At 73.3% G+C, this 26,060-nt stretch carries 28 protein-coding genes; 12 read left to right on the forward strand and 16 right to left on the reverse strand.

The window, feature by feature from the left end:
* Positions 1 to 3 precede the first annotated feature (3 nt).
* The 3 genes from ASL10_RS03505 to ASL10_RS03515 form a co-directional block, all read right to left on the reverse strand.
* On the reverse strand, positions 4 to 306 hold the full coding sequence (locus tag ASL10_RS03505) for a PTS sugar transporter subunit IIB (RefSeq protein WP_056044337.1): 303 nt from the start codon (positions 304 to 306) through the stop codon (positions 4 to 6).
* A complete protein-coding gene (locus ASL10_RS03510) occupies positions 303 to 758 on the reverse strand; it encodes a PTS sugar transporter subunit IIA (RefSeq protein WP_159829011.1) in 456 nt (151 codons plus the stop codon). Before ASL10_RS03510 ends, ASL10_RS03505 begins: the two co-directional genes overlap by 4 nt.
* 113 nt (positions 759 to 871) lie before the next feature.
* Positions 872 to 1,603, reverse strand: a complete 732-nt coding sequence (locus tag ASL10_RS03515) for a GntR family transcriptional regulator (RefSeq protein WP_043596597.1) — start codon at positions 1,601 to 1,603, stop codon at positions 872 to 874.
* 222 nt (positions 1,604 to 1,825) lie between these two features.
* Here ASL10_RS03515 and ASL10_RS03520 point away from each other — a divergent pair, with 222 nt between their 5' ends.
* Positions 1,826 to 3,991 (forward strand): transketolase, encoded by a 2,166-nt coding sequence (locus tag ASL10_RS03520; protein ID WP_056044339.1) that lies wholly within the window; start codon positions 1,826 to 1,828, stop codon positions 3,989 to 3,991.
* A gap of 124 nt (positions 3,992 to 4,115) precedes the next feature.
* Here ASL10_RS03520 and ASL10_RS03525 read toward each other — a convergent pair whose 3' ends face one another.
* Entirely contained in the window at positions 4,116 to 5,273 is a 1,158-nt protein-coding gene (locus ASL10_RS03525; RefSeq protein WP_082460115.1) for a BMP family protein, read from the reverse strand.
* A gap of 493 nt (positions 5,274 to 5,766) precedes the next feature.
* On the opposite strand from ASL10_RS03525, the gene ASL10_RS03530 reads away from it, so the two are divergent.
* Together ASL10_RS03530 and ASL10_RS03535 are read left to right on the forward strand one after the other, a co-directional pair.
* Entirely contained in the window at positions 5,767 to 6,642 is an 876-nt protein-coding gene (locus ASL10_RS03530) for a Rieske 2Fe-2S domain-containing protein (RefSeq protein WP_056044341.1), read from the forward strand.
* Between the two features lie 214 nt (positions 6,643 to 6,856).
* Entirely contained in the window at positions 6,857 to 7,348 is a 492-nt protein-coding gene (locus ASL10_RS03535; RefSeq protein WP_056044343.1) for a hypothetical protein, read from the forward strand.
* A 124-nt stretch (positions 7,349 to 7,472) separates the two neighbouring features.
* Here ASL10_RS03535 and ASL10_RS03540 read toward each other — a convergent pair whose 3' ends face one another.
* The gene (locus ASL10_RS03540) at positions 7,473 to 7,889 is read right to left on the reverse strand and encodes a hypothetical protein (RefSeq protein WP_056044345.1); all 417 of its coding nucleotides are present in this window, start codon (positions 7,887 to 7,889) and stop codon (positions 7,473 to 7,475) included.
* 160 nt (positions 7,890 to 8,049) lie between these two features.
* Between ASL10_RS03540 and ASL10_RS03545 the strand changes: the two genes are divergently transcribed.
* Both ASL10_RS03545 and ASL10_RS03550 read left to right on the forward strand, forming a co-directional pair.
* Entirely contained in the window at positions 8,050 to 8,691 is a 642-nt protein-coding gene (locus ASL10_RS03545) for a DUF1992 domain-containing protein (protein ID WP_082460116.1), read from the forward strand.
* 116 nt (positions 8,692 to 8,807) lie between these two features.
* On the forward strand, positions 8,808 to 9,965 hold the full coding sequence (locus tag ASL10_RS03550; RefSeq protein WP_056044346.1) for a C40 family peptidase: 1,158 nt from the start codon (positions 8,808 to 8,810) through the stop codon (positions 9,963 to 9,965).
* A gap of 134 nt (positions 9,966 to 10,099) precedes the next feature.
* Here ASL10_RS03550 and ASL10_RS03555 read toward each other — a convergent pair whose 3' ends face one another.
* On the reverse strand, positions 10,100 to 11,749 hold the full coding sequence (locus tag ASL10_RS03555) for a SulP family inorganic anion transporter (protein ID WP_082460117.1): 1,650 nt from the start codon (positions 11,747 to 11,749) through the stop codon (positions 10,100 to 10,102).
* A 98-nt stretch (positions 11,750 to 11,847) separates the two neighbouring features.
* Between ASL10_RS03555 and ASL10_RS03560 the strand changes: the two genes are divergently transcribed.
* Positions 11,848 to 12,285, forward strand: a complete 438-nt coding sequence (locus ASL10_RS03560) for a MerR family transcriptional regulator (RefSeq protein WP_157485217.1) — start codon at positions 11,848 to 11,850, stop codon at positions 12,283 to 12,285.
* A 152-nt stretch (positions 12,286 to 12,437) separates the two neighbouring features.
* On the opposite strand, the gene ASL10_RS03565 is transcribed toward ASL10_RS03560, so the two are convergent.
* Positions 12,438 to 13,508 carry a glycoside hydrolase family 6 protein gene (locus ASL10_RS03565; protein ID WP_056044350.1) on the reverse strand — a complete coding sequence of 357 codons (1,071 nt, stop codon included), beginning with the start codon at positions 13,506 to 13,508 and terminating at the stop codon, positions 12,438 to 12,440.
* Between the two features lie 336 nt (positions 13,509 to 13,844).
* Between ASL10_RS03565 and ASL10_RS03570 the strand changes: the two genes are divergently transcribed.
* Positions 13,845 to 15,137: a M23 family metallopeptidase gene (locus ASL10_RS03570; protein WP_056044351.1), complete on the forward strand. Its 1,293-nt coding sequence runs from the start codon at positions 13,845 to 13,847 to the stop codon at positions 15,135 to 15,137.
* A gap of 10 nt (positions 15,138 to 15,147) precedes the next feature.
* Here ASL10_RS03570 and ASL10_RS03575 read toward each other — a convergent pair whose 3' ends face one another.
* The 3 genes from ASL10_RS03575 to ASL10_RS03585 form a co-directional block, all read right to left on the reverse strand.
* Complete coding sequence (locus tag ASL10_RS03575) at positions 15,148 to 15,408, reverse strand: Txe/YoeB family addiction module toxin (RefSeq protein ID WP_056044353.1); 261 nt, start codon at positions 15,406 to 15,408, stop codon at positions 15,148 to 15,150.
* On the reverse strand, positions 15,405 to 15,656 hold the full coding sequence (locus tag ASL10_RS03580) for a type II toxin-antitoxin system Phd/YefM family antitoxin (RefSeq protein ID WP_054145051.1): 252 nt from the start codon (positions 15,654 to 15,656) through the stop codon (positions 15,405 to 15,407). Before ASL10_RS03580 ends, ASL10_RS03575 begins: the two co-directional genes overlap by 4 nt.
* Before the next feature lie 89 nt (positions 15,657 to 15,745).
* Entirely contained in the window at positions 15,746 to 16,645 is a 900-nt protein-coding gene (locus ASL10_RS03585) for a LysR family transcriptional regulator (RefSeq protein ID WP_056044355.1), read from the reverse strand.
* Between the two features lie 71 nt (positions 16,646 to 16,716).
* Here ASL10_RS03585 and ASL10_RS03590 point away from each other — a divergent pair, with 71 nt between their 5' ends.
* Complete coding sequence (locus tag ASL10_RS03590; protein ID WP_056044357.1) at positions 16,717 to 17,688, forward strand: EamA family transporter; 972 nt, start codon at positions 16,717 to 16,719, stop codon at positions 17,686 to 17,688.
* Here ASL10_RS03590 and ASL10_RS03595 read toward each other — a convergent pair.
* Complete coding sequence (locus ASL10_RS03595) at positions 17,678 to 18,154, reverse strand: N-acetyltransferase (RefSeq protein ID WP_056044358.1); 477 nt, start codon at positions 18,152 to 18,154, stop codon at positions 17,678 to 17,680. The genes ASL10_RS03590 and ASL10_RS03595 overlap by 11 nt on opposite strands.
* 214 nt (positions 18,155 to 18,368) lie before the next feature.
* Here ASL10_RS03595 and ASL10_RS03600 point away from each other — a divergent pair, with 214 nt between their 5' ends.
* On the forward strand, positions 18,369 to 19,046 hold the full coding sequence (locus ASL10_RS03600) for a ScbR family autoregulator-binding transcription factor (protein WP_056044360.1): 678 nt from the start codon (positions 18,369 to 18,371) through the stop codon (positions 19,044 to 19,046).
* Between the two features lie 43 nt (positions 19,047 to 19,089).
* Here the strand turns inward: ASL10_RS03600 and ASL10_RS03605 are convergent, their stop codons facing one another.
* The 4 genes from ASL10_RS03605 to ASL10_RS03620 all read right to left on the reverse strand — a co-directional run bounded on the left by ASL10_RS03605 (position 19,090) and on the right by ASL10_RS03620 (position 22,834).
* Positions 19,090 to 20,055: a hypothetical protein gene (locus tag ASL10_RS03605; RefSeq protein ID WP_056044362.1), complete on the reverse strand. Its 966-nt coding sequence runs from the start codon at positions 20,053 to 20,055 to the stop codon at positions 19,090 to 19,092.
* On the reverse strand, positions 20,052 to 20,789 hold the full coding sequence (locus ASL10_RS03610) for a response regulator transcription factor (protein WP_056044364.1): 738 nt from the start codon (positions 20,787 to 20,789) through the stop codon (positions 20,052 to 20,054). The genes ASL10_RS03605 and ASL10_RS03610 overlap by 4 nt, the downstream gene beginning before the upstream one ends.
* The gene (locus tag ASL10_RS03615; RefSeq protein WP_056044365.1) at positions 20,786 to 22,045 is read right to left on the reverse strand and encodes a sensor histidine kinase; all 1,260 of its coding nucleotides are present in this window, start codon (positions 22,043 to 22,045) and stop codon (positions 20,786 to 20,788) included. Before ASL10_RS03615 ends, ASL10_RS03610 begins: the two co-directional genes overlap by 4 nt.
* 168 nt (positions 22,046 to 22,213) lie before the next feature.
* Complete coding sequence (locus ASL10_RS03620; RefSeq protein WP_055976080.1) at positions 22,214 to 22,834, reverse strand: superoxide dismutase; 621 nt, start codon at positions 22,832 to 22,834, stop codon at positions 22,214 to 22,216.
* A 175-nt stretch (positions 22,835 to 23,009) separates the two neighbouring features.
* On the opposite strand from ASL10_RS03620, the gene ASL10_RS03625 reads away from it, so the two are divergent.
* Positions 23,010 to 23,588, forward strand: a complete 579-nt coding sequence (locus ASL10_RS03625; RefSeq protein WP_056044367.1) for a molybdopterin-dependent oxidoreductase — start codon at positions 23,010 to 23,012, stop codon at positions 23,586 to 23,588.
* Positions 23,585 to 24,499 (forward strand): oxidoreductase, encoded by a 915-nt coding sequence (locus tag ASL10_RS03630; protein WP_235452364.1) that lies wholly within the window; start codon positions 23,585 to 23,587, stop codon positions 24,497 to 24,499. Before ASL10_RS03625 ends, ASL10_RS03630 begins: the two co-directional genes overlap by 4 nt.
* Positions 24,500 to 24,549: 50 nt before the next feature.
* Here ASL10_RS03630 and ASL10_RS03635 read toward each other — a convergent pair whose 3' ends face one another.
* Positions 24,550 to 25,227: an SDR family NAD(P)-dependent oxidoreductase gene (locus ASL10_RS03635; protein WP_056044369.1), complete on the reverse strand. Its 678-nt coding sequence runs from the start codon at positions 25,225 to 25,227 to the stop codon at positions 24,550 to 24,552.
* A gap of 220 nt (positions 25,228 to 25,447) precedes the next feature.
* On the opposite strand from ASL10_RS03635, the gene ASL10_RS03640 reads away from it, so the two are divergent.
* The gene (locus ASL10_RS03640) at positions 25,448 to 25,909 is read left to right on the forward strand and encodes a DUF3817 domain-containing protein (RefSeq protein ID WP_235452366.1); all 462 of its coding nucleotides are present in this window, start codon (positions 25,448 to 25,450) and stop codon (positions 25,907 to 25,909) included.
* Positions 25,910 to 26,060: the final 151 nt, after the last annotated feature.

Here is a 26,060-nt window from a genome sequence, read left to right on the forward strand (position 1 = left end):
CCATCAGTTGGCCCCGGCGTCGGGCACGGTCACGCCCTTGCGCACGGCGGTCTCGCGCACCTTGGTGCGCAGCTCGGCCAGGTCGATGATGCTGTCGAGCACCACGACGTCGCCGAGGCCGCCGACGGAGTCGGCCAGGTCGGCGCCGACGAAGATCACGTCGGCGGCACCCGGGCCGACCGAGCCGAGGTCGGCGTGGTCGACGTCGACCCCGGTGATGCCCTGCTCTTTGAGGACCTTCTCGATGTTCATGTGGACCATGAAGCTCGAACCGAGGCCCGAGCTGCAGACGGCGAGGAATTTCATGCGTTCTGTCCGATCTTGGTGAGGACCGCCAGGGTGTCGGCGGGGGTGGAGGAGGCGAGCAGCTCGGCGCGGAGCGTCTCGTCGGAGAGCAGGGTGGCGAGGGCCATCATCGTGTCGAGGTGGCTCTGGGGGTCGGTCGCGGCGAGGCAGAAGAAGAGGTCGATCGGGTGCGCCGCGTCGTCGTTCAGCAGCACGGTCTCGCCGACGCGCAGGCTCGAGAGCCCGGTGCGCTCGACGCCGTTCTCGGGCCGGCTGTGCGCGAGGGCGATGCCGAAGCCCAGGTCGATGTAGGTGCCGCCCGCGGCGATCGAGTCGGTCATGGCCGCGACGTAGTGGCTGCTGATGGCGCCGCTGTCGAGCAGGGGCTGCGCGACGCGTTCGACGGCGTCGCGCCAGCCGTCGACGCGGTCGGCGAAGAGGATGGTCTCGGGGGTGAGGAGGTCGGTCAGCACTGTCGTTCCTGGTGGGGGTCGGTGACGTCGGCGTCGGGACGGGCGTCGGTGGTCGTGGGGGTCGGGAGGGGGTTCAGGAGGCGCGGCTCGGCGGACGAGGCGCGCCCGGTCGGTCAGCCGTGCAGGCCGAAGAAGATCTCGCTGTTCTGCGGGGTGAAGTGGCTGGTCCCGTACGCGACGGCCCGCTCGTCGCCGTCGAACACGGTCGACGCGATCTTCAGCAGGGTCGTCCCGAGGGGGACGTCGAGCTCATCGGCGTGGAGGGTGCTGGCCCCGTCGAGCGAGACGAGCAGGTCCTGTCGGGCGAGCGTGACGCCGTGCTCGCGGTCGAGGTGCCCGTAGAGCGAGCCGTCGGTGAAGTCGACGGTCGCCGTCTCGGGGAAGAGCGCGTACGGCAACCAGGTCACGACGAGGTGGTGCAGCGAGCCGTTGACGAAGCGCAGGCGGGTCAGCTCGACGACCTCGTCGGCCGAGTTGATGTCGAGGTGGCTCGCCACCGTCTCGCCGGCCCGGACGACCTTCTGGTCGAGCACGCGGGTGCTGACCGCGAAGCCCTCGCCCGTCTGCTGCGCGTGGAAGCCCTTGACCTCGTCGGCGAAGCGCTCGCGGTAGTGCAGGCGGTACTGCGGCTCGGTGACGAAGGTGCCCCGGCCGTGCTCGCGCACCAGGTGGCCGTCCGCGATGAGGCCGTCGACCGCGTGCCGCAGCGTGATGCGGCTGACGCCGTACTCGTCGCAGAGGACGGGCTCGGCGGGCAGCTGCGACCCGGGCTCGAGCTTCTGGATGCGGGACAGCAGGTGCTCGCGCACGGCCACGTACTTGCTCGTGCCGCTCGTGGTGCTCATCTGGTGCCTCCGCGCCGTTGCTGAAGTGGGTGGTGCCCGCCCGACGACGCCAGGTCGTCGAGTCGTCAGGTCGTCAAGTCGTCATGATGACTTCGACGAGGGTACGTCTCGCCGACCACCGGTGCAAGTCGACAGTCGTCTTGATTCATCATGACGTCCTGATGACCGACGCTACGGTCGTCGGAGACCCAGCCCGCCCCTCCCCGAACCGGAGCCCCCCACGTGACCCATGCTCTCAATCAGGCCACTCTCGACGCCGCCGCCGTCACCACCGCCCGCCTGCTCGCCCTCGACGCCGTCGAGCGCGCCGGGTCCGGCCACCCGGGGACGGCGGCCGCGCTGGCCCCCGTCGCGCACCTCCTCTTCCAGAAGCACCTGCGGCACGACCCGCAGGCACCCGACTGGGCCGGCCGCGACCGGTTCGTGCTGAGCTGCGGGCACGCGAGCGTCCTGCTCTACACGCAGCTGTTCCTCACCGGCTACGACGTGTCGCTCGACGACCTCAAGGCGTTCCGGTCGTTCGGGTCGCGCACCCCCGGCCACCCCGAGCTCGGCCACACCCCCGGCGTCGAGACCACGACCGGGCCGCTCGGGCAGGGCCTCGCCACAGCCGTCGGCATGGCGATGGCGATGCTGCACGAGCGTGCCGTCAACGACCCCGACGCCGCCCCGGGCGAGTCCGTCTTCGACCGCCGCGTTTTCGTGCTCGCGTCCGACGGCGACCTGCAGGAGGGCCTCTCGTACGAGGCCGGTGCGCTCGCCGGACGTCACCGCCTCGGCAACCTGACGGTGGTCTACGACGACAACGACATCCAGATCGAGGGCGACACGAGCCTCACCTCGAGCGAGAACGTCGGCGCCCGGTTCGCCGCGCAGGGCTGGCGCGTCGACCACGTCGGACTCGCCCCGGACGGCGACGTCGACGTCGAGGCCCTCGACGAGGTGCTCTCGACGACCGACCGCCGGGGCGACCGCCCGCACCTCGTCGTGCTGAAGTCGCAGATCGCCTGGCCCGCCCCGAACGCCCGCAACACCTCGGGCTCGCACGGCGCCCCGCTCGGTGCCGCCGAGGTCGCCGCGACCCGGGTCGAGCTCGGCGTCGACTCCGAGCCCTTCACCGTGGACGACGCCGTGCTCGCCCACACCCGGTCCGTGCTCGAGCGGGGCCGGGCCGCCCGCGAGGCCTGGCAGGTCGCCGCCCACGCCTGGGAGGCTGCCCACCCCGCGGCCGCCGCCGAGCTGCACCGCTCGCGGTCGCGCACCCTGCCCGCGGACCTCGGGTCGCGCCTCCCCGTCTTCTCTCCCGGCGACACGCTCGCCACCCGCGACGCGTCGGGCACGGTCATCCAGGCGCTCGCCGAGGCGCTGCCCGAGCTGTGGGGCGGTTCGGCCGACCTCGCCGAGCCCAACCGCACGGCGATCGCAGGAGGCGCGTCGTACCTCCCCGAGGAGGCCCCCGGCACCGGCCGCGCCGGTCGCAACGTCCACTGGGGCGTGCGCGAGGGGGCGATGGCCTCGGCCATGAACGGCATCGCGCTGATCGAGGGCTCGCGGTTCTTCGCCGGCACGTTCCTCGTGTTCAGCGACTACCAGCGCCCGGCGATCCGGCTGGCGGCGCTGATGCAGCTGCCGGTCACCTACCTCTGGTCGCACGACTCGGTCGCCCTCGGCGCCGACGGGCCGACCCACCAGCCGATCGAGCACCTGGCGAGCCTGCGCGCGATGCCCGGGTTCTCGGTCGTGCGTCCGGCCGACGGTGCCGAGACCGCCGCCGCCTGGCTGGCGATCCTCGAGAAGGACGGTCCGGCTGGTCTGGTCCTGGCCCGACAGCCGCTGCCGGTCGCGGCGACGCCCGCCGACGTGGTGCGTGCGGGTGTGCGCCGCGGGGCCTACGTGGTGCAGGACGGCGGTGCTGCGGCCGCGGCTGCGGCTGCGGGCGCCGACACGACCGACGCCGGTGCGCCCGACGCCGGCGCGCCCGATGCCGACGCGGCCGATGCCGGCGCGCCCGACGTGGTCGTCGTCGCCACGGGCAGCGAGGTCGCCCTCGTGCTGGAGGCCGTCGCGCAGATCGACGACCTCGCCGTGCGCGTCGTGTCGATGCCCTGCCGCGAATGGTTCGACGCCGAGCCCGCCGAGTACCGCGAGCAGGTGCTGCCCCGCGCGGTGACGGCCCGGGTCGTGGTCGAGGCGGCCGCGAGCTTCGGCTGGGAGGGCGTCGCCGGCCCCGACGGCGTGGTCGTCGGCATCGACGAGTTCGGCCTGTCGGCCCCCGCGGCCGACGCGCTGCGCGAGCGCGGCATGACGACCGACCGCGTCGTCGCCGCCGTTCGCGGGGCTGCCGCCCGGGCCGCGGCCGCCCGGGCGGCGACCTCCGGCGCTTCCTGACCCGCGCCTCCTCGTCCTGGCCCGCGAGTGGGCAGAAGGTGCTGCTCGGCTCGCGCTGAAGAGCATCTTCTGCCCACTCGGCGGGGCGGCAGGGGTCGCTGCCGGGCCCGAGCCCGGGACCGGCCTACGGCTGGCTGGGCGAGGTGACCGTCACGGCTCCGCTGGCGATCTGGTCGCGCAGGGCGTCGAGCTCGTCCGACAGCTCGGGGCTGACCGACGACGCCAGGTCGTGGAACGGCGCGAGGCCGACGCCGCCGTTGTCGAGCGTGCCGACGTAGGGCTCGTTGGTGAACGAGTCGTCGGTCGACGAGACGGCGATCTGCTGGACGGCCTTCTCGGTGTCCTTGATGACGCTGGTCAGCACGATCGGCCGGTACTCGGCGGGCAGCGTGTCGTAGCCGTCGTTGTCGACCCAGATCACGTCGACGCCGCCCGTGGCGAGCGCGGCCGACGCCGCCCCCTCGCCGACCTGCCCAGCCACCGGCATGATCACGTCGGCACCCTGGTCGATCAGCGCCTGGGCGAGCTGCTTGCCCTTGTTGACGTCCTCGAAGTCGCCGGTGAACGAGCCGTCCTGCGCCTCCTTCGACCAGCCGAGCAGCTGCACGCTCGTGCCGTGCGCGGCGTTGTAGGCGTCGACGCCGTCCGCGAAGCCGTCCATGAACAGGGTGACCGGGGGCTGGTTGCCGCCGCCGAAGGTCGCCACCTTGCCCGTCTTGCTCACGCCCGCCGCGAGGTAGCCGGCGAGGTACGAGGCCTGCGCGGTGTCGAACAGGATCGGCTTGACGTTGGGGGCCTCGACGGTCTCGTCGACGATGGCGAAGTCGATGTCGGGGTTGGCCGCCGCCTGCTCCTCGGTGGCGGGGGCGAGCTCGTAGCCGACCGTCAGCACGAAGCCGCAGCCCGAGTCGACGGCCTGCGCGACGTTCGGGGCCAGGTCGTTCTCGGTCGTCGAGACGAGCACGCGGGCCTGGATGCCGTCCTCCTTCTCGGCCTTCTGCAGGCCGGCCCAGCTCGACTGGTTGAACGAGCGGTCGTCGAGCCCGCCCGAGTTCGTCACCATCCGGGCGCAGTCCTCGCCCGCGGCGGAGGTGCTGCCGCCTCCCTCGGCGGGAGCGCTGGCACAGCCGGCGAGCAGGGCGAGACCGGCGAGGCCCCCGGCGACCCCGAGGAGGCGCGGGTGACGGAGGCGGGACGACGGGCGGTCCCCGAGGCGGGCGGGTGCGGGGTGTGCGGCCGGGCGTGCGGACGGGCGTGCGGACGTGGCGGGGCGGACGGACATGAGGCGGGACCTCCGGGAAGGGGTGTGCTGTGGGGGTGCCGGCGGTGCGGGCCGGACGGGTGGACATAGTCAACTGCCTGCGGGGCTCCGTGCCAAGCGTGTGACGGGGGGCGGACTCCGTCGCCGGCAGGCACCGCGCCTCCTGCGCTCGCCGCGCCTCTTGTGCTCGCCGCGCCCGGCCGACACCGCGCCTCCTGCCTTCCACGCCACGAGATGGCCACAGCGCCAGGACTGGTCGTGGCGCCGTGACCACATCGTGGCGGGTTGGCGGGCTGCACCAGACCTCCCTGCTCTCGCCGCCACGAAGTGAACATGCCGACACTTTTTCTCGTGGCGGAGTGTTCAGTTCGTGGCGGGCTGGCGGCGACGGCTGGCGGGCTGGCGGGCCGGCGGGCTGCGGCGGTGGTGGTGGGCGAGACGGCGGGTCGGGCGCAACGGGTGTTTGCTCGGGACAACACGAATCCACGGCCCGGACCAGCACTGGAGGCACGTCATGCGAGAACTCGGAATCGTCAGGACCCTGACCGCCCTCGAGAACGCCGAGCGGCTGGACCCGCTCGTCGACCGCGTCGCCGGCGTCGTCGACCGGGTCCTCGCGCCGCGCAGCCTGCGCGACGTGCTGCACGGCGTCCCCGCCGGCCACCCGTTGCACCCCGTGATGGTGCTCGTCCCGACCGGCGCCTGGATCAGCGCGGCCGTGCTCGACCTGCTGCCCGGCCAGGACCGGGCCGCCCGGACCCTCGTCGGCGTGGGCGTGCTGGCCGTGGCGCCGTCCGCGCTCGCCGGCTTCGCCGACTGGGCCGCGACGCACGAGCAGCAGAAGCGCGTCGGCCTCGTCCACTCGGCGGCCAACCTCGTCGCGACGGCCCTGTACGGGGCCTCGTACCTGCAGCGCGTGCGAGGACGGTCGCTCAGCGCCAAGCTGCTCGGCTTCGCGGGGCTCGGTGCCGTCTCGGCCGGCGGCTTCATCGGCGGACACCTCGCCTATCGTCAGGCCGTCGGCGCGAACCACGCCGAGGACGTCCCGCACCTGGTCGCGCCCGGCTGGCACGAGATCGCCCGGGTCGACGAGCTGCCCGACCGCGAACTCACCGCCCTCGAGGTGTCGGGCCAGCCCGTGGTGGCGTATCGCCACGGCGACCGCGTCGAGGTGCTGTCGGACACCTGCAGCCACCTGTCGGCGTCCCTCGCCGACGGCCGCGTCGGCACGGTACGCGGCGAGGCCTGCGTCACCTGCCCGTGGCACGACAGCGTCTTCTCGCTCGCGACGGGCGAAGTCGTCCACGGGCCGGCGACCTCGCCCCAGCCGCGCTTCGAGACCCGCGTCGTCGACGGCACGCTGGAGGTGCGGCTGCCGAACGCCGGCTGAGCCCAGCCGTCCGTCGCTCGCCGCGCCTCCCTGCCCTCGCCGCCACGAAGTGGACATCACGCCACGAAGTAAACAAGCCGCCATCTTTTTGCGTGGCGGAATGTTTAGTTCGTGGCGGGCTGGCGGGCCGGCGGGCTGGCGGGCTGGCGGGCCGGCGGGTGCGGGTGCGGGTGCAGGTGCGGCGGCGTCCAGGCGGGCGGGGCACACTGTCGGCATGTACCGAGGCCTGCCGACCATCTCGTTGCCCGAACCCGAGCGTCCGCCGTTCGTCGATCGGCTGCGACGGGCGCTCGACCTGGCCGCCGCCGAGGAGAGCGGGCGCCTGCGGGTCGTCCACTCGTGGGTCGGCGACGAGGTGCCGGGTGGTGCGATCCGTCGTGCTGGCTGGCAGTCGCGCGTGCTGACGATCACGGGCCCACGGCGGGCGCCGATCGACGTCTGGTTCGACGCGGACGACGGGGACGTCAGCGTGATCGGCGACGTCTCCGTGCCGGACTGGTCGCTGCACGACGCCGAGGCCGAGTCCGCCTGCCTCGCCGCGTCCGGCCAGCTGCTGCACGACCTCGCGGCCGGTCGCCTGCCCCGCGGTCGCCGCTCGGACTTCGTCCGGTCGAGCACCGTGCTCGCCCTGATCGGCGCCGGGGCCGTGGTCGGAGCGGTCGTCGTCGACGTGCTGCGCGCCCGGGGTCGGGGCCGCTCGGTCTGACGGGCGGCGCGTCCTCACCGGACGACCCGCGCCTCCGCTGACGAGCGGCGCGTCCTCGCCGGGCGACCCGCGCCTCCTCGCCGGGCGAGCCGCGCCTCCTCGGGGCGTCGTGCAGCCGACGCGCCTAGCGGGCGTGCCGCTCGAAGAACGCCGTCGACGGCGGCAGCAGCATCAGCAGGCAGGCGATCAGCGCGCAGATCACGGACGCCCATTCGAGCACCCCACCGCCGCTCGCCCCGCTCACGCCACCCAGCACCTGCAGGATCGTCAGCACGAGCAGCACGGTGCGTGCCCAGCGGCGCCCGTCGCGCATCGACCGCACGACCGCGAGCTGCACCAGGGCGACCACGATCGCGAACACGCCGCCGGCGATGTCGGCTCCGCGTGGGTCGGCCAGGGCCCCGCCGGACGTCGACACCCGGGCCGGCCCGCCGAACAGCATCAGCAGGACGGCACCGACGACGCCCAGGGCGACGACGGCGATCCACAGGGCGTACGCCGCCGAGATCGTGCGGGGGGCGGGTGGGGCGGCGTCGCGCATCGGGCCTCCTCGATCGGCGGGCGGGGCCTCCAGGGTAGGCCCGGCCACCGTCGGTGGTGCGGCGTACCCTCGACGCCACGAACCCCGAAGAGCACGAACGAGCAGGAGCGACGGCCGGGCACCGTCCGCCGCCCCACGACGAGCGCAGGAGGCGCGGCGCATGGACCGAGAACCCGAACGACGACCGCAGGGTCGCGACCACCGCGTCGACGCGGCCCGCTACCGGGTCGACGGCGACGTGCCGAGCGACGACGCGCCCCGCGACACCCGCACGGCCGCCGAGATGCGGGCCTGGGCCCGCACCGCCATCGACCAGGCGATCGCCCGTGGCGAGTTCGACGACCTGCCGCTCGCCGGCAAGCCGCTGCCCGGCCTGGCCGGCGGCACGGTCGACCCCGACTGGTGGCTCCGCGGTCTGATCGAGCGCGAGGGGCTCACCGGGCTCGCCCCTCCGGCCCTGTCGCTGCGCGCCGAGAGCACGGGTCTGCACGCCGAGCTCGACCGGCTGCGCTCCGAGGCCGCCGTGCGGTCGCACCTCGAGGACTTCAACGCGCGCATCGTCGAGGCCAGGCGCCAGCTGTCCGGTGGACCCCCGGTCGTGACGCCCACGCGGGACGTTGACGGCGAGGTCCTGCTCTGGCACGAGAGGCGGCAGGCGCGCCGGGCTGCCGAGGCCGCCGCCGTGCCGCCACCACCCCCGAGCTGGCGCGAACGGCGGGCCCTGCGACGCGAGCTCAAGCGGCGCCGAGGCGACCCGGGCTCGTCGTCCGGGTCGGGTGAGCCGCCGTCATCCGACGAGTGATGCCCGCCTGGCCTCGTGACCTGTTCGTGATCTTTTTCGGGTGAGAACTACACCTCGAGGATGATGCGCGCTAGGGTCGAGTGTTCGCACCACCCCCAGACGAGAGGACCGCACGCGTGACGAAGCCCGCCTCCCCGACCTCTCCGGATCAGGGTGGCGCGACGGCTGGTCACGTCGAAAGTGCTGGTCAGCGTCAGGCTGGTCCGACCGGCGTCCGTCCGCTCGGAGAGCGTTCGGCCCGCCTCGCCCTCGAGCGTCGCGAACGCCGTGCCCGACGGGACGTCCTCCCCACCTCGCACCGTGAGTCCTTCGTCGAGTGCCCCGCCCTCGTCGGTGCCGCCGAGGCCTCGGTCGCCCCGCGCGTCCGACCCCGACGCGCCGACGCGCCGGTTCAGGCCGGCCCCCTGCTCGGTCTCGAAGAGTCCGCCGCCACGGCCAGCGCCGCCGCTCGTCCCGAGGACGCGGCCCGCGCCTCCTCACCGACCGGCCACCCGGCGCCTGCCCGTCTGTCACGCCGCTCTCGCCGTGCCGCGGCCGTGGCCGCACGTCCCGCCTCGCCGACCCGTGCGGCCGCCGGCCGCCCCGGTGCGGCGCGCAGCGTCGGCACCGCCGTCAAGAAGCTCTCCATCGTCACCGCGATCGTCGGTTTCGCCGCCAGCGGCGTCCTCCCCCTGCTCGCGACCACCGGCGACGAGGCCCAGGCCGTCGCCGCGGGTGCGACGGCGCGGTCGTCGCTCGGTTCGCAGACGCTGTCGGTCGACACCGCCTCGCTGTCCGACGAGTCCGACGAGACCGCCCGCGACGCCTACTCGGCCACGTCGATGGTCGACGTCGTGACGCAGAACCTGCAGAACCGCAAGGCCGCGGCGAACACGACCTACGAGGGGCCGACCACGGCCGACTACCTCGCGAACCCGCTCTACCCCGAACTCGACCGCGACCAGGTGCTCGCGGTCGCGCTGCAGTACATCGGCACGCCGTACGTGCACGGCGGCGAAGACCCCTCGAAGTTCGACTGCTCGGGCCTCATCACGTTCGTCTACGCGCAGTTCGGCATCGAGCTGACCCACTACGTGCCGACGCAGAACACCGAGGGCCGGACCATCCCCGAGTCCGAGGCGGTTCCCGGCGACCTCGTCGTGTTCGACAACCTGGCCCACGACGGCATCTACGCCGGCAACGGCATGATCCTCGACGCCCCGAAGCCCGGCGGCTTCGTCGACGTCCGCCCGATCTGGAACCAGGCGCACCACTTCGTCCGCATCGACGGCTGAGCCGTCCCTCGGGCTCGGCTGCGTCTGCCGCTCTGACGTCCTGATCTGACGGCCCGCGCCTCCGGGTCTCCGCCGTCCGCCTGCCCTGCGGCAAGCACCGTGCCGCGGTGTCGCGTGCGCGTGCTCCGGACCCGCTACCCGAGGCGGCCGGTGAGACGGCCGTGGAACGCCTCGCTGCGGTCGTCCAGCCCGACGAACGTCGCCGTCACGCCGTGTGCGCGGAACTTCTCGTCGACCGAGTCGAGGGCGGCGACGCTCGACGCGTCCCACACCTGGGCGCGGGACAGGTCGACGGTGACCGTCGCGGGGTCGTCTCCGTAGGAGAAGTGCTCGACGAGGTCGTTGCTGCTGCCGAAGAACAGCGGGCCGACGACGTCGTACCGCACCGTCTCGGGGGCCGGGGGTCCGTCGACGACGGCACCCGCGCCTCCTGCGCTCGGGGTGACCCCGACGGTGTCGCTGGCGGTGCCTAAGGTGCCGGAGGTGTCGGAGGAGTCGGTGGCGCCCGCGGGGGCCGGCGTCACGTGCCGCTCGACCGTGATCACATGGGCCACGCGGCGCGCGAACAGCACCATCGCGAGGAGCACGCCGACCGCGACGCCGAGGGCGAGGTTGTTCGTCGCGACGACCACCGCCACCGTGACCACCATGACCAGTGTCTCGGGCACGGGCATGCGGCGGAGGGTCGACGGCTTCAGCGAGTGCCAGTCGACGGTGGTGATCGCGACGATCATCATGACCGCGGCCAGCGCCACCATCGGGATCGTCGACATCACGGCGCTCAGCCCGGTGACCAGCAACAGCAGGAAGAGCCCGGCTGCGATGGTCGACACCCGCGTGCGGGCCCGTCCGATCTTCACGTTGACGACGGTCTGGCCGATCATGGCGCAGCCGGCGATGCCGCCGTAGAAGCCCGCCGTGATGTTCGCGACGCCGAGCGCCCAGGACTCCTTGCCCTTGTGTGACGGGGTCTCGGTGAGGTCGTCGACGAGCTTCGCGGTCAGCAGGGTCTCCATCAGGCCGACGAAGGCGACGCTGAGGGCGGTCGGCCAGATGATCTGCAACGTCTCGAGGGTGAACGGGGCGAGCCACGGGGTCAGGCCGGGCAGGCCGCCACCCATCGGGCCCTCGTCGCCGACGGTGTGCACGTCGAGGCGGGCGGCCACGGCGATGACCGTCACGACGACGATGGCGACGAGCGGCGCGGGTACGGCCTTCGTCACCTTCGGCAGCAGCACGACGATCGCGATGGTCAGGGCGAACAGCGGGTAGACGACCCACGGCTGGTCGATGATGTGCGGCACCTGCGCCACGAAGATCAGCACTCCCAGCGCGTTGACGAAGCCGATCATGACCGAGCGGGGGATGAACCGCATCAGCCGGGCGAGGCCGGCGAGCCCGAACGCGAGCTGCACGAGCCCGGCCAGCACGACCGTGGGCAGCACGTAGTCGGTGCCGTGCTCGCGGACCAGCGGCGCGATGACGAGGGCGACCGAGCCCGCGGCCGCGGTCACCATCGCCGGCCGGCCGCCGAGGACCGACATGACGAGCGCGAGCACGATCGACGCGACGAGGCTGACCATCGGGTCGACCCCGGCGATCACCGAGAACGAGATGACCTCGGGCACGAGCGCGAGCGTCGTGACGACGCCGGCCAGGGCCTCGCGGGTCAGGAGGCGCGGGTTGCGCAACACGGACAGCACCGTGTCGGTGGGGCGGACGGGGAGGACCGACCGCGCGGCGGGTTCAGGGCGCGCGCGGTCGGAGTCGTGGGCAGTGGTCACGGAGGACTCCTGGGGTGTGCGGAAGAATGGGGAGTCGGCGACACTGCCGTACGATGCAACCCTACCCTTACGTGAGGGTAGAGATGAAACGAGATCCCATGCCCGACGAGACCGCCACGATGCAGATCGGCGAGCTGGCCGAGCGCACCGAGATGTCGCTGCGCACGATCCGCCACTACGACGAGGTCGGTCTGCTGACGCCGTCGGGCCGCAGCGAGGGCGGATTCCGGCTCTACACGCACGACGACTACCTGCGGCTCATGGTGATCCGACGCATGAAGCCGCTCGGGTTCAGCCTCGACGAGATGGCCGAACTGCTGCGGGTCGTCGACGCACTCGACGGCGGGGCGGGTGACGAGGCCGCCGCGGTCGACGACGACGGCGGGGCGGGCGCCGAGGGCGACGGGCGCGGTCAGGCGACCCGCGCCTCCTTGGCGGCGTTCATCGACGAGACCGTCGAGCGTCGCGCGAAGCTCGAGCGTCAGCTCGCGATGGCGGACGAGTTCCTCGAGCTGCTGCGCGCCCGCCTGGGCTAGAAACCGCCGGCCCGGCCCGGCCCGGCGCGGCCCGGCCCGGCCCGGTCGCTCGGCTCAAGCCGCCACGAAGTAAACACGCCGCCACTCGATGATGTGGCGGCGTGTTCATCTCGTGGCGCGGTGGCGGGGCAGGCGGGCCGGCCGACCGTGCGTCAGCTGCGGGCCCACTCGGGGCGGCGGTCGACGAGCATCTCGGCGTACGACGGGTACCACTCACCGGCCGGGGGGCCGTCGTTGCAGGTGCCGTCGCTGATGCCCGGCGTCTTGACCCAGAGCAGGGCGTCGAGGCGGCCGTCGTCGGACACCACGCGGGGGTCCTGGCCGAGGCCGACGTCCTCGGGGTTGCACCACGTCCCCTTCCAGCCGCGGCCGTTGCGGGACACGTCGATCACGTAGCGGCTGCCGCCCGTCATCGCCGCGACCTCCTCGGCGTAGGGCTGCTCGTCGCCCACGGGGTAGAAGCCCGCGACGTTGGTGAAGAAGCCGCGGGCCTGCTCGATGCCCGCCGCCTCGAGCCGCTCGGCCATCACCTCGGGCGGCACCCAGTGCGAGTTGCCGCCGTCGAGGTAGGCGGGCACGCCGGCCGCCGCAAAGTCGGCGACGGCCTGCTTCAGCAGGGGGAGGCGCGTGTCGGCCAGCTGCGGACACCGGCTCAGGATGCCGAGCGAGTCGGGTTCGACGATGACGACGGCCCGGTGCCCGGCGAGGGTGGCCGCGATGGTCGCGTTCCAGGCGGGGTAGCGCTCGACGGACAAGCCGCCGGCCGAGTAGTTGCCGCAGTCCCGGTCGGGGATCGCGTAGGTGACGAACACGGGCGTCGCCCCCTGGTCCTCGGCGGCGGCCAGGTAGTCGGTGATCACCTTCACGAGCTGGGCGTCGTCGTAGCCGTCGCCGATCCACATCGCCACGGGGCGCTCCGCGATGAGGGCCGCGGCCCGCGCGGCGTCCGTCTTGCCGTCGGCGCTCAGCGTGGCCTCGGCCCGGATCGCCAGCGAGTTCGGCTCGAGCGCGATGCCCCCGTGGAACACCGTGCCGGACGGAGCCGTGCGGATCGTCTCGGGCGTCACCCGGGTCGCCTGCGACGTCGGGGTCGGCGTCGGCGTGGCCGGTGCGCCCGTCGGCGTCGGACGGGTGGCGTCGCCCGACGAGCACGCGGTCAGCAGGACGACGGCGGCCGCGGCGATCAGGCCGAGGGTGGTGCGGGCCGGTCGGGACGATGCCATCTGCGCCTCTCTCGGCGCACTCGGGGAGCTGCCCCGACGGTGGTGGAAGGGACAGTCGACCACGGATGCCGGCCGACGCACAGGGGCCGAAAGGGGGACACGACCGTACCTCGCGGGCGCCGGGTCGGCGCCGCGTCGCCGAGGCGTCGGCATCGCTGACGGCGCCGCGTCGACGTCTCGTCCCCAGCCCGGCGACCGCCCCGAGGAGGCGCGGTGCGGGGCGAGCGCGCCGCTTCCGTCCCGGAGCGCCTCGGTAGTGTGGGTGCTCCGCGAGGCCCGAGCGCGGACGCCCCTGCACCACCGCACGCGACGCGTGCACCAGACAGACAGAGAGCCATGTCCCACTCCGTCCGCCCCGTTCCCCTCTCGAGCCCCCTCCGCCGCCGGACGTCGGCAGCCACCGTCGCCCTCGTGCTGGCCGTGCTCGCCACGCTCCTCGTCCCCGACCGAGCGATCGCCGCCGCCCCGACCTGGCAGGCCGTCCTCGCCGCCCGCGACGACGAGTCCGCCAAGAAGAAGGCGCTCGCCGACCTGCAGACGGCGCTCGACGCGGCCTCGGCCCGTGCCGAGGCCGCCCGCACCTCGGCGGACGAGGCCGGACGCGTGCTGGGCGAGGCCCAGGCCGCCGTCGACGAGGCGACCGCACGGCACGAGCGGCTCGAGACGCGCCGGGCCGAGGCCCGCGAGACCGCCGACTCCTCACGACGGGTCGTCGGCCAGGCCGCCGCCCTGCTGGCCCGCCCCGGCAGCGGGGGCATGGTGGGCGACCTGCTCGCGGCCGGCGACGGCGCCCAAGAGGTGCTCAAGGGGCTGAGCCTGTCGAGCAAGCTGGGCGAGAACGTCGGTCGCCTCCGCGAGCGGGCCCAGGCCGCCGACAACCTCGCGACCTCGCTGGCCGACCAGGCCGCCGTGGCGCTCGCCGAACGCGACCGGCTCGCGGCCGACGCGCAGACCGCACTCGACGAGGCGGCCGGGGCCAGCGTGACGGCCGAGGCCGACCTCGCGGCCGTCGACGACGAGAAGGCCACCCTCGCCGCCCAGGTCGCCCTGCTCGAGGACGACCGCATGACGCTCGAGCAGGCCTACGCGCAGGCACAGGCGGCCGCGGCTGCGGCCGCCGCCGCCGCTGCGCGTCCCGCCCCCGCCGCGGGTGGTGGCACGGGCCCCGTCGCGCCGGGCACGGGCGGTCCCGGCCCGGGCGTCACCGTGCCCGACCCGGGCACCGGGTGGGTCGCCGCCATCCGCGCGTTCGGCTCGTACCAGGCCTACGGCTACCGCATCCACCCGATCACGGGCGAGTACAAGCTGCACGCCGGAGCCGACTTCGGGGCCTCCTGCGGCACGCCGATCTACTCGGTCTCGGCCGGTCGCGTCAGCTACGCCGGGCCGTCGAGCGGCTACGGCAACCTGATCGTCGTGGACCACGGCGGCGGGGTCAGCAGCGCCTACGCCCACATGGAACGCAACGGCATCTACGTCTCGGTCGGCCAGCAGGTCGCGGCCGGCCAGAACATCGCCGGCGTCGGCACCTCGGGCGGCTCGACCGGCTGCCACCTGCACCTCGAGGTGCGGCAGGGCGGCGTCCCGACCGACCCCGTGGTCTTCCTCGCGTCGAAGGGCGTCCGCTGACGACCCGAGTTCAGCTCGAGTACTGGTAGCGGCACTGCGCGATCAGGACGTCCGTCTCGGTCACCCTGTAGACCAACCTGTGCTCGTCGGTGATGCGGCGAGACCAGAATCCGTGGAAGCCGTGCTTCAGGGCCTCGGGCTTGCCGATGCCTTCGTTCCCGTTGCGTTCGATGTCGCGGATCAGGGTGTTGATGCGCTTCAGCACCTTCCGGTCTTGCGTCTGCCAGTACACGTAGTCGTCCCAGGCGTCGTCGTCGAAGACGATCCTCATCCGTGCAGTTCTCGCTCGCTCCCGCCGCCCTCGCTCAGACGCTCGATCGCGCCGAGCAGGCGCCGCGCGTTGGCCGGGCTGCGCAAGAGGTAGGCCGCCTCTTTCAACGACTCGTAGTCGTCGAGCGCGACGAGCACGACGGGATCGTGCCCGGCGCGGGTGATGACGACCTCTTCGCGATCGTCGATGACCGCGTCGAGCGTCGCTGCGTAGTTCGCCCGCGACTCGGAATAGGTGAGTGTCTTCATCGTTCCTCCTGAGTACAGGAAATTGTCCGTCCGAGAGGTCCGTGTCACAAGACGGCGAGGAGACTTCGCGCGCCTCGTCCATCGGTTCGTCAGATCGACGCGGCTTCGGCCCGGATCTCGTCGACGACGGTGCGGACGGCCGGCCGGGCCGCCCGGTCGGTTCGCATCAGCGCCTCGAGGTGGCGCCCGGCGCGGACGTTCTCGAGCGTCGCGAGGTGGAACCGACCGGGCGCCCGCGAGGCCGACGTGTGACGCGGGACGAGGGCGACCCCGTGGCCGGCCGCCACGAGGTTCTCGATCAGGGGCAGGTGCACCGTGCGGTGGACGACCTCGGGTGCGACGCCCGACTGCAGGGCCATCGACACCAGCACGCGGTCGATCGGGTAGCCCTCGGGCACGCCGATCCACGGCTCGCGGATGACGTCGTCGACGGCCACCCGACTGCGATCGGCCAGTCGGTGGCCGAGGGGGAGGGCGACCTCGAGCGGTTCGCGCAGCAGCGACACGACGGTCGTCGAGCCTCGGCCCGGCGGCAGCACGCCGTCCGACCGGTGGGCGAGCACCACGTCGAAGTCCGCCGTCAGCGGGGCGAACTCGTCCTCGGAGACGTCGCGGTCGGCCACGTCGAGCTCGATGCCCGGGTGCGACCGCATGCGGTGCAGCACTCCGGGCAGCAGGAGCTCGGCCGCCGAGGCGAACACGGACACCCGCACGACGCCACCCGTGCCTCCGCGGACGGCGTCGAACGCCGCCTCGGCCTCGGCGACCGCGGTCGCGACCCCGACCGACGCCCGGGCCAGCGCCCGGCCCTCCTCCGTGAGCACGACGCCCCGGCCGACGCGACGGACGAGCTCGACCCCGAGTTGACGCTGCACCGTCTTCAGCTGCTGTGACACGGCGCTGGGTGACCGGTGCGTGGCGGTCGCGACGGCGGTGACGCTGCCGCGGTCGGCGAGTTCCCGCAGCAGGTCGAGATGGGACAGGTCCATGAAGGCAGCCTACAAAGTGCACGCGGGGATCTGCGCTGGTCCTGAACGGTCCGGCACGCCACGATGGAGACGTGACCGTCCGTGACCGCCTCCTCGCCCTCGTCGTCGCCGTCTGCTGGGGCATCAACTTCCCCGTGACCGCGATCGCCCTCGAGCACTTCCCGCCGTTCCTGCTCGTTGCGTTGCGCTTCACGTTGCTCGCGGTGCCGACCGTGCTGCTGGTGCCGCGTCCGGCGATCCCGTGGTCGCGCCTCCTGCTCGTGGGGGCGACGCTCGGCATGCTGCAGTTCGCGTTCCTCTACCTCGGCATCGCGGCGGGCATGCCCTCGGGTCTCGCCTCGCTCGTCCTGCAGGCGTCGGCGCCGTTCACGGTCGTGATCGCCGGCTTCTGGCTGCGAGAGCGCATCACCCGCCGACAGGCGATCGGCATCGGCATCGCGGTGGTGGGGCTCGTCGTCATCGCGGGGCACCGGTCGCAGGTCGCCGCGTTGCTCCCCGTCGTGCTGACGCTGTGCGGCGCGCTCGGCTGGGCGATCGGCAACGTGGCCGTCCGACGGGCCGCGCCGCCCGACCCGATGCACCTGACGCTGTGGATGTCGATCGTCGCGCCGGTGCCGATGCTCGCCCTGTCGTTCGTCGTCGAGGGCCCCGAGCGCATCGGTGAGAGCCTCGGCACGGTCCTCACGCTCGAGGCGCTGCCGTCGGTGCTCTGCCTGCTCTACCTCGTGCTGATCGCCTCGGTCGTGGGCTACGGCATCTGGACGCGCCTGCTCTCGGTCTACCCCTCGGCCACCGTCGCACCGTTCTCGATGCTCGTGCCCGTGGTCGGCGTGCTGGCCTCGTGGCTGGCGTTCGGCGAGGTGCCCGACCTGGTCGAGCTCGTCGCCGGCGTCGCGGTGGTCGGCGGCGTGCTCTACGCCAGCCGGGTGCCGAGAGCCCGCGCCGCGGACGGCGACCCCGAGGAGGCGCAGGTCGCCCCGCCCGAGCCGGTGCCCGTCCCCGAGACCGACACCGCGCCTCCCGGGTCGCCCCTCAGGCGGTGACGGGCTTCTTCATCTGCACGGCGGTCGTCTCGTAGCCGAGCGATTCGTAGAGGTGGCGGGCGACCTCGTTGTAGCCGAACACATTCAGGCCGAGGGTCTCGGCGCCGTGACGGGCGGCGGCCTGCTCGGCGAGGAGCATCGTCGCCCGGCCGAGTCCGGCGCCGCGGTGGGCCTCGTCGATCTCGACGTCGAAGACCCACCAGTCCGACGAGCCGGGCACGCGGGGTGCGATCCAGAGGATGCCGACGGGCTCACCCGGTCGGGCGTCGTCGATGACGTCGTAGACGAGGTGGCCCTCGGCCGGTGCCCCGTCGGGGAAGGCCTCGCCGATCGAGCGTCGGGCGGCCTCGGCGGCCTGCTCGGGGGTCTCGCCGGCGAGCACGCGGGACTTCTCGTACTCGGCGGTCGAGCGTCGCATCCAGGGCACGAGGCGGGAGGTGGGCATGGGCACGAGGCTGAGCGTCATGCCCGCACGCTAGCGCGCCGTGACCATGCGCGGCACGCGACGTCACGAGCCGCAGGCGGACCGGTCGGTCGTACCCCGAAACGCTTCGCCACGCGTACCCCGGCGACGGTCGGAGGGCGCAGGTCGTCCCGGTAACGTGTGCAGCGGCCGGCGGGGGGCGGCCGTGCGGTGCCTCGCAGGGGCACCGTCTCGACCCGCAGGAGAGACCCACCCGATGCCCCAGCAGAAACGCGCCCAGGTGACCCGCGCCGCCATCATCCGAGGGGCCGCCGTCGTCTTCGACGAGCACGGCTACAGCGAGGCCTCGCTCGACCTCGTCGCCGAGACCGCCACGGTGACCAAGGGTGCGCTCTACTTCCACTTCCGCTCGAAGGCCGACCTCGCGAACGCGGTCATCGCCGAGCAGCACGCGCTCTCGCGCGCCTACGCCGACCGGGTGTCCGAGACCGCGGGCAGCGGTGCCGAGGCGCTCATGCTCTCGTGCGCGTCGCTCGCCACGCAGCTCACCACCGAGGTGCTCGTGACGGCGGGCATCCGTCTGACCACCCAGTCGCCGAGCCGCGACCTCCGGGTCGAGCACCCGTACCTCGACTGGCAGGCCCAGATCTCGGGGCTCGTCGAGCGCGCGGTCGCCGAGGGCGACTTCCGGGCCGACACCGACGTCGAGAGCGTCGCCCGCTTCGTCGTCGGGTCGTACGCCGGCGTGCACATCGTGTCGCAGGCCCTGACCGCCCGCGCCGACCTCTTCGACCGGCTGCGCGACATGTGGGCGTTCGTGCTGCCGACGGTCGTGGCCCCCGGGCACGAAGGCCTGACCAGCTCGTTGCCCCCGCTGATCAGGCCGTCGGACGTTCCCCCGTCCCCCGACGTGTCCTCTGTGGACCCAGTTTAGATACTGGCCGACCGGTTTCCCAGTCCCTCGAGGAGGGGGCGGGTCAGGACGGTGGCCGCGGTGGGGTGAGCTCGGCCAGCACCCCCCGGATCTCCGCGTTGTCCGCGGCCAGGGCCGCCGTGTCGATCCCGGAGAGCAGCTCGCCGTCGTCGTGCGGCACGGTGAGTTGTCGCTGCCACTCGGCCTCGTAGAGGGCGTCGCGGTAGCCGGAGGACTCACGGCACCGGGCGTCGGCCGTCGCGATCTCGATCTCGTCGTCGGTCGGCGACGTGCTCGAGTCGAGCGTCTCGAACCGGTCGGCCATCTCGAGGGTCGGCATGCCCGACGGGTCGGAGGCCACGTCGCCCACCCGGGCGTCCTGCATGCACCCGCGCCAGTCGTCCCAGGTCGCCGTCACCGTGGGGTCGTCACGGGCCCCCTCGAACGCGGCGTTGTTCAGGCGGACGAGCGACTGGGTGCGGTTCGAGTAGTCGTCCAGTGACGGCATCGTCCCGCGGGCGCGCTGCACGCAGGTGTCGAACCGGGCGGACCTCTCGTCCGTCCAGGGTTGCGACGAGAACTCGGACCAGGCGGCCGCCCCCGCGTCGATGACCGACAGGGCGTGGTAGCCGCGGGTCTCGGCCGTCGCCAGGTCGAAGGCCCGGAGGCGCAGCGAGCCGTTCATCGACAGCTCGCCCGCCCGGTCGCCCGCCGCCACGTCCCGCCACGGCACCACGAAGTCGTCGTGACCGGCCGCGACCATGCACTGCTGCGCGACGAGCAGGAGGGCGTAGGACGACGAGGTCTCGCCGACCGGCACGTACCGGTCGAGTGGCATCGTCCACGCGTCGACGTCCTTCTCGGGGAGGTCGGGCAGGGCGTAGGCCGCATTGGCCGGGATGCCGTAGGCGACGACGCCGGCGACCACCGCGACCACGGCTGCGAGCGTCACCCGCTTCGCGCGTCGCTGTCGAGGCGAGACGCCGCCGGGCGGGACGTCGCGGGTCGGGACGTTCTTCTCGTCGGTCATCGCGTGGCCCCCTCGTCGTCGCGGGCCGGGCCCACCAGGTCGTTCTCGTAGGCGAAGACGACGATCTGCACGCGGTTGCGCATGCCGAGCTTCTGCAGCACGGCGCGCACGTGGCTCTTGACCGTCGCCTCGCTCAGCCACGCGCTCTCGGCGATCTCGGCGTTGCTCAGGCCCCGTGCCACGAGCAGGAAGATCTCGCGCTCGCGGGGCGAGAGCACCTCGAGCGGTTCGGTCCGCCGCTTCGGCGACGGGGTCGGCACGGCGAACGCGTGCACGACGTCGAGAGCGGCGGCCGTGGTCGGGACGGGCTCGCCGGCCGCCGCCGCGCGGATCGTCGTCAGCACCTCGTCGGGCGTGGCGTCCTTCGTGAGGAACGCGTAGGCCCCGGCCTTCAACGCGCTGAACACGGCCTCGTCGCGCTGGATCGTGGTCAGGGCGACGACGCGCGGGGCCGAGTCGGGGTCGGTGCCGGCCGCCGCCACGATGCGCGTGGTGGCCTCGAGACCGTTCATCACGGGCATGCGCAGGTCCATCAGCACGACGTCGGGCCGCTCACGCTCGACCAGGGCGACCCCGGCCGCCCCGTCGACGGCCGTGCCCACGCAGACCAGGTCGGCTTGCGCCTCGATCAGCATCTGCAGCCCGGAGGCGAACAGCGGCTGGTCGTCGACGACGACCACCCTCACGAGGGCGGGAGGCGCGGTGCGCCTCGTCGCGGTCGTCACGTCGGTCATGCGGGTTGCTCCGTCCAGGACTGCAGGAGTCCGATCGGTTCGGGAGTCGGCAGGAAGGCGGTGACGACGAAGACGCCGTCGTCGCCGAGCTCGGCCGTCAGCCAGCCACCGGCGAGCCGGGCCCGTTCGGTCATGCTGGCGATGCCGGTGCCCCGGCCGGTGCCGCGGCGGGCGGCGACGAGCGGGTCGTCGCCCGAGGACGTCACCAGCAGGGCGAGGCCGGGCCCCCGCCAGTCGAGGGCGACGTCGACCGTGCTCGACGAGCCGGAGTGCTTGAGGGCGTTGGTCAGGCTCTCCTGCACGATGCGGAAGACCGCGAGTTCTTGCGAGGGCAACAGTTCGGAGGCGTCGCCGAGGTGCCGCAGGGTGACGGTCATGCCCACGTCGCGCATCGTCGTCGCGAGTCGGTCGAGGTCGGCGAGGGTCTCGCGGGGCGTCACGTCGTCGGCGTCCTGCTGGATGCGCTCGACCAGGTGCCGCACGTCGACCAACGAGGTGCGGCCGACGTCGGCGATCGTGCGCAGCGCCTGCTCGACGACCTCGGGACGGGTCGCCGACAACGCGAGGGCGCCCTGCGCCTGCGACACGATCACCGCCAGCGAGTGGGCGAGGGCGTCGTGCACGTCACGGGAGATCCGGGCACGGTCGTGGGCGAGGCGCAGCTCGAAGTCCGTCTCGTGGAAGCGCGTCTCGGTGCGCTCGAGCACCTGCCCGATGCGGCGGACCCGCAGCACGCTCGAGAGGAAGATGCCGACCGCCCAGGCCGCGGCCGCGGCACCGAAGAGCGAGGCCGCCAGGGTGATCACGTCGGTCTTCGTGCCCTGGCCGCCGCCGACCCACGACGACCACACGTACGGTCGCGCGAGGGTGGGCACGGCCATCGCGATCGCGGCGAGTCCCGACGCGAGGCCGGCGGCGGCGAGGGCGACGAGCCGCACGGCGACCGAGCGGGCGAACGCCGCGAAGAACGCCACGAACGCGAGGGCGAGGTACGTCGGCCAGGTGGTGTCCGTCGGGGGCTGCACCCAGCCGGCGAGCTGCAGGGCCGGGATCGTCACCATCAGGCCGATCGACGTCCACGGCATCCAGACCGCGAGGCCGACGGCCAGGCCGAAGAGCCCGAACAGGACGACGTTCTCGACGATCTCGCCCCGGCCGGCCTCGGCGATCGTCCACAGCAGCACGAAGACCGCGGCACCGACGGGGGCCGCGAGGCGCGGCACCCAGGTGCGCAGGTCGTCGGGGATGGTGTCCATGTCGACGACCGTAAGGCGTCGTCGACCGGCCGCGCGCGCCTCCTGCGGGGTTTTCATCCTTGAGGACGAACGCGCCCGGGGTGGGGACGAGCCGTCGGGCCCCGGGGACGCGGCGACGGCGCGCCCCCGGGTGGGGACGCGCCGTCGGCGTGGTGGTGCCGGGAGGGACTAGAGCGTGATCAGACCGTCGGTCTTGGTCGTCGCGGCGGCGAGGCGGGCCTCGACGTTGCTCCAGTTCACGATGTTCCAGAAGGCCTTGACGTAGTCGGCGCGCACGTTCTGGTAGTCGAGGTAGTAGGCGTGCTCCCACACGTCGAGCATCAGCAGGGGGACGAGGCCGAACGGCACGTTGCCCTGCTGGTCGAAGAGCTGGAAGACGCTGAGGCGCTGGCCGAGCACGTCGTACGCGAGCACGGACCAACCCGAGCCCTGCACGCCGAGCGCGGTGGCGGTGAAGTGGGCCTTGAACTTCTCGAGGTCGCCGAAGTCGCGGCCGATGGCCTCGAGCAGGTCGCCGGTGGGCTCGCTGGTCTCGGGGGTGAGGTTCGTCCAGAAGATCGAGTGGTTGACGTGGCCACCGAGGTTGAAGGCGAGGTCCTTCTCGAGCTTGTTGACGTTCGCCAGGTCACCCGTCGAGCGGGCCTCGGCGAGGGCGGCGTTGGCCGTGTTCGCGCCGGTGACGTACGTGTTGTGGTGCTTGGAGTGGTGCAGCTCCATGATCTTCGCGCTGATGTGCGGCGCCAGAGCGGAGTAGTCGTAGGGCAGATCGGGCAGGGTGTACTCAGCCATGTGGGGTCCTTTCGAATTGACCTGCATCCACCGTACGACCTCCACCCATGCCGGGGTCAACGTTCTCCCAGCGCGGACGCAGCCTCGGGGCCCGGCGCCGTCGGGGGTCGTGCGTAGGCTGACGGGCGTACGACGCACCCGCGAACGACCCCGCTCCACCCCGAGGAGGCGCACCATGGCAGGATTCACCGGCTTCGGCAGGCGACGCGCGGCCGACCCGCGACTGCCCCCGGGGCAGTACCTCGAGAGCGGGTTCCCGGTCCTGTCGGCCGGCCCCACGCCGAACATCAAGCGGTGGGAGCTCCAGGTCGCCACCGAGACCGGGCAGCGCTCCCTCACCTGGGCCGACTTCCAGGCCCTGCCGCACGAGGCGATCGAGACCGACATCCACTGCGTCACGAGCTGGTCGAAGCTCGGCACCCACTGGCGGGGCGTCTCGCTCGACACCCTCTTCGACGGCCTCGAGACCACGCACGAGTTCGCGATGGCGACCAGCCACGGCGGGTACACGACCAACCTGCCGCTCGGCGAGCTGCTCGGGGGCAAGGCCTGGGTGGTCGACACCTACGAGGGCCAGCCGTTGCACGCCGAGCACGGCGGGCCCGCGCGCCTCTTCGTGCCCGGGCTCTACTTCTGGAAGAGCGCCAAGTGGCTGCAGGGCATCCAGACCATGGCCACCGACCGCCGCGGCTTCTGGGAGAGCATGGGCTACCACCCGCACGGCGACCCGTGGAAGGAAGAACGGTACGCGTGAGCGACCACGTTCCCGACCCCGGGGTCGGCGGCGTCGCCGGGCTCGACCCCGCGGGTGATCCGTACGCCTGGCTGCCCGCCACGATCGTGTCGTCGGTCGCGCAGACGCCGCGGGCCCGGTCGCTCACCCTCGCGGTGCCCGGCCTTCGGCCCGCGCGAGCCGGCCAGCACGTCGACCTGCGGCTGACCGCGGACGACGGGTACACGGCCGTGCGGTCGTACTCGCTGAGCGACGTCAGGGCCTCCGGTGGCCCCGACGGCGCGCGGGGCGCAGGAGGCGCGGGCCCGGTCCCGCAGATCGAGGTCACCGTCGAGCGCCTGGACGACGGCGAGGTCTCGCCCTACCTGGTCGACGCGGCCGAACCCGGCGATTCGATCGAGGTGCGCGGCCCGATCGGCGGCTGGTTCGTCTGGCCGCCGACCGAGTTCGAGCCCGACTCGGCCGTCCACGCGGTGCTGCCCGAGCCCGAGGGGGCGACCCCGCCGACGGCGGCCCCCGTGCAGTTGATCGGTGGGGGGTCGGGCGTCGCACCGCTGATGGCGATGGTGCGGGCCCGAGGCCGGGACGCACCCCCGTTGCGTCTGCTCGCCTCGGTGCGCGACCCGGGTTCGCGGTGGTACGTCGGCGAGTTGGACGAGGCCGCGCGCGCCTCCTCGGCTCGCGACGCGACGGGGCCTCGAGCGCCCCTCGTGGTCGACTGGGTCTTCAGCCGAACGGCTCCCGAGGGGCACGCGCGACCGGCGGGCCGACTCACCCGCGACGAACTCGAGCGGCTCGTGCTGCCCGCGTCCGAGCATCCGTTGGTCTACGTCTGCGGGGCGAACTCGTTCGTGGCGGTCGTCGCCGGCTGGCTGGTCGAGCTCGGGCACGCGCCGACCCGCGTCCGGACCGAGCGCTTCGGCGGCGTCTGAGGCCGCCTGCCGTCCGGCGGAGGCACCAGCCCCCACCCGAACGCCGGGAGTCAGGCGGGCGTGCCCTTCTCGGGCGCCGTGGTGCGGAAGTCGCCGCGCGTGACGTGCTGCTGCCAGAGCAACTCGGCCAGCGCCTCAGGGCTCTTGTCGCTGCTCTCGGGCTCGATGCCGCCGGGGATGATCAGCTGACCGACGTGGATGCCCTCGCCGGCGAGCTCGTCGTGGAGCAGCTGCGCGTAGGCGGTCAGCCCGGCGAAGGCGATGGAGGTGCCCGTCACCTTCGCGCCGGGCGTGACGGCCGAGCCGCCGTTGACGAAGAGGATGGTCCCGCCGCCGTCGGGCAGGAACCGCATGCCGGGCAGCACCTGGTGCACGGCCGCGACCGGTCCGTAGATCGAGAACTCGACCGGACCGACCAGGTCGGCGGGCATGGTCTCGAGCACGGGACGCATGAAGTCCTTCTGCGGCAGCGGGCTGTACTGCATGACCTGGATCGGTCCGAGCTGCTCGGTCGCCTGCTCGAGCGCGGCGGCGATGCTCGCCGGGTCGCGCACGTCGGCGGTGAAGCCCTGGGCCGTGACGCCGTCGGCCTCGAGTTCGGCCGCGAGGGCGTCGAGCCTGCCCTGGTGGCGGGAGATGAGGGCCACGCTGAAGCCCTCCGCGCCGAATCGTCGGGCCACGGCAGCGCCGAGCCCCTTGCCTGCACCGATGATCGCGAGTGTCGTCATGGGACCCATCCAACCGAGGAGGCGCGGGGCGGCACCCAGCCGGAGGGGTACGCGGGCCGCGTGACCGCGTGACCGCGTGACCGCGTGACCGCGTGGCCGCGTGGCCGCGTGGCCGCGTGGCCGCGTGGCCGGGTCGCCGAATCGACCGGCCAGGGCCGGCGCTCAGCAGGGGGCTGCGAGCATGGACGCGTCCCCGTCGGCCCCTCATCAGGAGCAGCTCGTGTCGCCTCGCACCCTCTTCCGCTCGTTCGCCGTCGCCGAGGTGGTGACCTGGTCGCTGCTCATCGCCGGCATGATCCTCAAGTACGCCGTGGGGGTCGGCGACTGGCCGGTCAGCGTGGCCGGGCCGATCCACGGCTTCGTGTTCCTCGCGTACCTCGTCGCGGGCGTCGTCGTCGCGGTGAACCAGCGCTGGTCGGGCGGGGTGACCCTGGCCGCCCTCGCCAGCGCCGTCGTGCCGTTCGCCTCGTTGCCCGTCGAGCGCTGGATCGACCGCCGCGGCCTCCTCGCCGGCGCCTGGCGCCGCACGGCGACCGACGACCCGCGCGACCGACGCCCCCTCGACCGCCTGTTGCGCTGGATGCTCGGGCACCTCGTCCTCGCCCTCGTGCTGCTGGTCGTCGCCGTGGTCGTCGTCTTCGTGGTGCTGCTGATCGCGGGGCCACCCGTGCAGGTGGGCTGACCGCCCGACCGCACCGCGCCTCCTGGGCTGTGCCGCCCGGGCTGCACCTCCCGCACCGCGCCTCCTGGGCTGTGCCGCCCGGGCTGCACCTTCCGCACCGCGCCTCCCTGGCTGTGCCGCCCCTCCCTCGCCGCCCCTTCCGCACCGCGCC

It is taken from the genome of Frigoribacterium sp. Leaf8, assembly GCF_001421165.1.
Taxonomy (GTDB): domain Bacteria; phylum Actinomycetota; class Actinomycetes; order Actinomycetales; family Microbacteriaceae; genus Frigoribacterium.

Excerpts from the sequence above, each read along its gene's own strand:
- ASL10_RS03615 (WP_056044365.1), bottom strand. The coding sequence starts at position 22,045 with ATGGACACCATCCCCGACGACCTGCGCACCTGGGTGCCGCGCCTCGCG.
- ASL10_RS03540 (WP_056044345.1), bottom strand. The coding sequence starts at position 7,889 with ATGCGCGACGCCGCCCCACCCGCCCCCCGCACGATCTCGGCGGCGTAC.
- ASL10_RS03625 (WP_056044367.1), top strand. The coding sequence starts at position 23,010 with ATGGCAGGATTCACCGGCTTCGGCAGGCGACGCGCGGCCGACCCGCGA.
- ASL10_RS03545 (WP_082460116.1), top strand. The coding sequence starts at position 8,050 with ATGGACCGAGAACCCGAACGACGACCGCAGGGTCGCGACCACCGCGTC.
- ASL10_RS03525 (WP_082460115.1), bottom strand. The coding sequence starts at position 5,273 with ATGTCCGTCCGCCCCGCCACGTCCGCACGCCCGTCCGCACGCCCGGCC.
- ASL10_RS03585 (WP_056044355.1), bottom strand. The coding sequence starts at position 16,645 with ATGGACCTGTCCCATCTCGACCTGCTGCGGGAACTCGCCGACCGCGGC.
- ASL10_RS03635 (WP_056044369.1), bottom strand. The coding sequence starts at position 25,227 with ATGACGACACTCGCGATCATCGGTGCAGGCAAGGGGCTCGGCGCTGCC.
- ASL10_RS03570 (WP_056044351.1), top strand. The coding sequence starts at position 13,845 with ATGTCCCACTCCGTCCGCCCCGTTCCCCTCTCGAGCCCCCTCCGCCGC.
- ASL10_RS03610 (WP_056044364.1), bottom strand. The coding sequence starts at position 20,789 with ATGACCGACGTGACGACCGCGACGAGGCGCACCGCGCCTCCCGCCCTC.
- ASL10_RS03595 (WP_056044358.1), bottom strand. The coding sequence starts at position 18,154 with ATGACGCTCAGCCTCGTGCCCATGCCCACCTCCCGCCTCGTGCCCTGG.
- ASL10_RS03605 (WP_056044362.1), bottom strand. The coding sequence starts at position 20,055 with ATGACCGACGAGAAGAACGTCCCGACCCGCGACGTCCCGCCCGGCGGC.
- ASL10_RS03535 (WP_056044343.1), top strand. The coding sequence starts at position 6,857 with ATGTACCGAGGCCTGCCGACCATCTCGTTGCCCGAACCCGAGCGTCCG.
- ASL10_RS03560 (WP_157485217.1), top strand. The coding sequence starts at position 11,848 with ATGCCCGACGAGACCGCCACGATGCAGATCGGCGAGCTGGCCGAGCGC.
- ASL10_RS03515 (WP_043596597.1), bottom strand. The coding sequence starts at position 1,603 with ATGAGCACCACGAGCGGCACGAGCAAGTACGTGGCCGTGCGCGAGCAC.
- ASL10_RS03530 (WP_056044341.1), top strand. The coding sequence starts at position 5,767 with ATGCGAGAACTCGGAATCGTCAGGACCCTGACCGCCCTCGAGAACGCC.
- ASL10_RS03600 (WP_056044360.1), top strand. The coding sequence starts at position 18,369 with ATGCCCCAGCAGAAACGCGCCCAGGTGACCCGCGCCGCCATCATCCGA.
- ASL10_RS03620 (WP_055976080.1), bottom strand. The coding sequence starts at position 22,834 with ATGGCTGAGTACACCCTGCCCGATCTGCCCTACGACTACTCCGCTCTG.
- ASL10_RS03565 (WP_056044350.1), bottom strand. The coding sequence starts at position 13,508 with ATGGCATCGTCCCGACCGGCCCGCACCACCCTCGGCCTGATCGCCGCG.
- ASL10_RS03580 (WP_054145051.1), bottom strand. The coding sequence starts at position 15,656 with ATGAAGACACTCACCTATTCCGAGTCGCGGGCGAACTACGCAGCGACG.
- ASL10_RS03575 (WP_056044353.1), bottom strand. The coding sequence starts at position 15,408 with ATGAGGATCGTCTTCGACGACGACGCCTGGGACGACTACGTGTACTGG.
- ASL10_RS03505 (WP_056044337.1), bottom strand. The coding sequence starts at position 306 with ATGAAATTCCTCGCCGTCTGCAGCTCGGGCCTCGGTTCGAGCTTCATG.